The organism is Pseudoxanthobacter sp., assembly GCF_036822375.1.
GTDB lineage: Bacteria > Pseudomonadota > Alphaproteobacteria > Rhizobiales > Segnochrobactraceae > Pseudoxanthobacter.
In genome coordinates, this window is record NZ_DAISHT010000368.1 from 1 (window position 1) to 1,858 (window position 1,858).

Sequence of the window (1,858 nt, forward strand, 5' to 3'; positions counted from 1 at the left end):
CGATGCCCATGCCGCCCTTCAGGCCAACGACAGCCACCGCTTTTTTGCCGCGCTCGGCGATGCGGTGGTGACGGGGCCGACGGGCACCAATGTCAACGATATCCGCCTCTGCCTCGTGGCAGCCGGCGCAGAGGAGGTGTGCTGATGGCGGACCGGAGCAACGGAGAAACGGCCCGCCCCTCGCCGGGGCCGGATCGGGCGGTGCTGCGTCATGTCGTTCTGCTGGGTTTCCGGGCCGGCACCGCGGCGGAAACCGTCGCGGCGGCGGAAGCGCGCTTCGCGGCGCTCGCGCGGCAGGTGCCGGGCGTAGTTGCGCTGGAGTGGGGGCGCGATGCCAGCCCGGAGGGCCTCGCCAATGGCCACAGCCATGTCTTCACGCTGACCTTCGCCGGCGCGGCGGCGCGCGATGCTTACCTCGTCCATCCCGACCATGTCGCCTTTGCGGCGTGGCTGCGTCCCCATGTCGGCACCCTGACGGTGCTGGACTACAGCCCGGAGGAGACCCCATGAGCGCCATCGCGCCCGGCGAGGCCGGCCTGTTGCAGCACCGCGCCTCGCTTTCCGGCGCGGCAGCCGCGGCCCTTGCTGCGGCCGCGCTCGACGCCGCTGAAAAGGCCGGGCTCGGCATTGCCGTGGCCGTGACGGATGCGGGGGGCGATGTGCTGTGCCTGCGCCGGGCCGACGGCGTTGCCGCGCCGATTGCCGCCTTCGCCCTCGACAAGGCCTATACGGCGGCAACCATGGGCAAGACCACGCAGGCGTTCGGCGCGCGCATGGCCGCCGAGCCGGCGCTTGCAATCGCGCTGTCGGGCCGGCAGCGGCTCATCACCTGGCAGGGCGGCGTGCCCGTCGTGGCCGGCGGCCGCATCGTCGGGGCCATCGGCGTTTCCGGCGCCACGGGCGCGGAGGACGAGGCGCTGGCCCGGGCGGCGCTGGCCGCGCTTCGCCTTGAGACCACCGAACCGCCGGCGGGGGCGCCATGAGCGGCCGGCTGCTGATCGCCCGCCCCGAAGAGGGGGTGGCCGTTCTGACGCTCTCCAACCCCGGGCGCGGCAATGCGCTGGACGAGGGGTTGCTGCAGGCACTGGACGAGGCGGCAGAAACCTTCAGCGACGAGCGGGCGCTGCGCGCCGTGGTGCTGACGGGCGCCGGCGACCGCGCGTTTTCCACCGGGGCGGACATCGCCGCGTGGGGCGCGCTCGATCCGCTGGCGTTCTCGCGGCAGTGGATCGCGCGCGGGCACCGTCTGTTCGGGCGTCTGGCCGGCCTGCCGGTGCCGCTGATCGGCGCCATCAACGGCGCGGCGCTCGGCGGGGGGCTGGAACTCGCGGCGCTGTGCGACGTGCGCTTTGCCGCCCCGCATGCAGTGTTTGGCCTGCCGGAAACGGGGCTGGGGGTCACGGCCGGCTGGTCGGGCCTGCAGCGCCTCGGCCGCCTGATGCCGCAGGCGCTGCTGCGCGAAATGGCGCTGACCGGCGCCCGCCTGCCCGCAGCCCGGCTGGAGACGGCCGGTTTTATCAATGCCGTCAGCGCCGATCCGCTGGCCGCGGCGCTGGAGGCGGCCCGGCGCGCCGCCGCCCTTTCGCCACGCGCCGCGGAAGCGACGCGGCTGGTGCTGATGGCGGCCGGGGGCGAGGCGCCCGCCGCGGCCCTCGACCGGCTGGCCGGACTGACGGTGGCGGCAACCGCCGATGCCGCCTGCGGCCGGGAGGCGTTCCTGACGCGGAAAAAACCGGTGTTCTCCGGGGCCTGACGGCTCTTGATCGGGACTGACCGGTTAGTTAATTTTGGAAAAAAGCAAAGACCGATCTGGGAGGATCGTATGACAGCCCATTTCCGCGATACGACCGCGCCTGCG

General features: G+C 73.3%; 4 protein-coding genes. All 4 read left to right on the forward strand.

The annotated features are described in order from the left end of the window. On the forward strand, positions 1-145 hold a 145-nt coding region (locus tag V7067_RS17680; RefSeq protein ID WP_334177197.1), incomplete at its 5' end, for an MOFRL family protein. After that, positions 145-510: a Dabb family protein gene (locus V7067_RS17685; protein ID WP_334177194.1), complete on the forward strand. Its 366-nt coding sequence runs from the start codon at positions 145-147 to the stop codon at positions 508-510. The genes V7067_RS17680 and V7067_RS17685, both read left to right, overlap by 1 nt. Continuing rightward, a complete protein-coding gene (locus tag V7067_RS17690; RefSeq protein ID WP_334177195.1) occupies positions 507-983 on the forward strand; it encodes a heme-binding protein in 477 nt (158 codons plus the stop codon). The genes V7067_RS17685 and V7067_RS17690 overlap by 4 nt, the downstream gene beginning before the upstream one ends. Continuing rightward, positions 980-1,753, forward strand: coding sequence for an enoyl-CoA hydratase/isomerase family protein (locus tag V7067_RS17695; protein ID WP_334177196.1), 774 nt, complete (start codon positions 980-982; stop codon positions 1,751-1,753). Before V7067_RS17690 ends, V7067_RS17695 begins: the two co-directional genes overlap by 4 nt. Positions 1,754-1,858: the final 105 nt, after the last annotated feature.

What these genes read in the sequence shown, in the direction of transcription:
- V7067_RS17685 (WP_334177194.1), top strand. Translation starts at nt 145, where the DNA reads ATGGCGGACCGGAGCAACGGAGAAACGGCCCGCCCCTCGCCGGGGCCG.
- V7067_RS17690 (WP_334177195.1), top strand. Translation starts at nt 507, where the DNA reads ATGAGCGCCATCGCGCCCGGCGAGGCCGGCCTGTTGCAGCACCGCGCC.
- V7067_RS17695 (WP_334177196.1), top strand. Translation starts at nt 980, where the DNA reads ATGAGCGGCCGGCTGCTGATCGCCCGCCCCGAAGAGGGGGTGGCCGTT.